The organism is Methylorubrum zatmanii, assembly GCF_014845115.1.
Lineage (GTDB): Bacteria > Pseudomonadota > Alphaproteobacteria > Rhizobiales > Beijerinckiaceae > Methylobacterium > Methylobacterium zatmanii.
On sequence record NZ_NKUI01000210.1, the window covers coordinates 1 to 1,437 of the forward strand.

Sequence of the window (1,437 nt, forward strand, 5' to 3'; positions counted from 1 at the left end):
CTCCCGCATAGCTCCCGTGCCGGCGGCCGTGTCCTCGACCTGCCTGGTGCGCTTCGACAACAACAAGTACTCGGTCATGGCCTCGGCCATCGGTCGCCCGGTCGAGGTGCGCGCCTATGCCGAGCGCATCGAGATCCGCCAGGACGGATGCGTCGTCGCCGAGCACCCGCGTGCCTTCGGCCGCGGCCAGACGGTGTTCGACCCCTGGCACTACGTCCCCGTGCTCGCCCGCAAGCCCGGCGCGTTGCGCAACGGCGCACCGTTCAAGGACTGGGTCCTGCCCGCCGCCCTCGAACGGATCCGCCGCAAGCTCGCCGGCAGCGCCGACGGCGACCGCCAGATGGTCGAGATCCTCACCGCCGTGCTCGGCGACGGCCTCTCTGTGGTCGAAGCGGCCTGCGCCGAGGCACTGCGCGAGGGCGTGCACTCGGCCGACGTGGTGCTCAACATCCTGGCCCGCCAGCGGGAGCCGCCCGCGCCCGTCCCGCTGCTGACGCCCGAGAACCTGCGGCTGCGCCACGAGCCGGTCGCCGACTGTGCCCGCTACGACAGCCTGAGGAGAGCCCCATGATGGAACGTCAGCAGATCCTCGCCACCATGGGCGAGCTGAAGCTGTTCGGGATGAAGGCAGCCTACGACGAGATCATCAAGGTCGCCCTCAAGCGCAGCCACGAACCGCAGCAGATCGTCGGCGACTTGTTGCAGGCCGAGATCAGCGAGAAGCAGGCGCGCTCGATCCGCTACCAGATGACGATTGCCAAGCTGCCCCTGGCCAAGGACCTCGCCGAGTTCGCCTTTGCCGGGACGCCGATCAACGAGGGTCTGGTGCGCGACCTCTGCGGTGGCGAGTTCCTGGCCCACCAGCGCAACGTCGTGCTGGTGGGCGGCACCGGCACGGGCAAGACGCACCTGGCCATCGCGGTCGCCCGGTCGTGCATCCGGGACGGGGCGCGGGCCCGGTTCTACAACGTGGTCGACCTCGTCAACCGGCTCGAGGCCGAGGCGCGAGCCGGCCGGCAGGGCCGCATCGCCGACCACCTCGCCCGGCTCGACCTGGTGGTGCTGGACGAGCTCGGCTACCTGCCGTTCGCGCAATCGGGCGGTCAGTTGCTGTTCCACCTGATCAGCCGGCTCTACGAGACCACCTCGATCGTGGTGACGACCAACCTGGCGTTCGGGGAGTGGCCAAGCGTGTTTGCCGGCGACGCCAAGATGACGACGGCGCTGCTCGATCGGCTGACCCACCACTGCGAGATCGTCGAAACCGGCAACGAGAGTTGGCGCTTCAAGAACCGGGCGTGAGGGCGGCCTGTGCGCAGCTCATCCTGGACCCCTGATCAGCCCGGCTGCGCCACCCCGACCCGCTTCGCCGGGCTGATCAGGGGCGTCGCGCTACGCGCAACAAGGGGTCCCAATTGGGGTCTGGCGCACTCTCGA

The 1,437-nt window shown here is 69.5% G+C and carries 1 protein-coding gene and 1 pseudogene; both read left to right on the forward strand.

Annotated elements, in window-relative coordinates; translation table 11 throughout:
* Positions 1 to 565 (forward strand): annotated as a pseudogene (locus MZTS_RS21275) (Mu transposase domain-containing protein); the annotation flags it as partial.
* Positions 566 to 570: 5 nt separating this feature from the next.
* Positions 571 to 1,302: an IS21-like element helper ATPase IstB gene (gene istB / locus MZTS_RS21280; protein ID WP_058619611.1), complete on the forward strand. Its 732-nt coding sequence runs from the start codon at positions 571 to 573 to the stop codon at positions 1,300 to 1,302.
* The last annotated feature ends 135 nt before the right edge of the window (positions 1,303 to 1,437 follow it).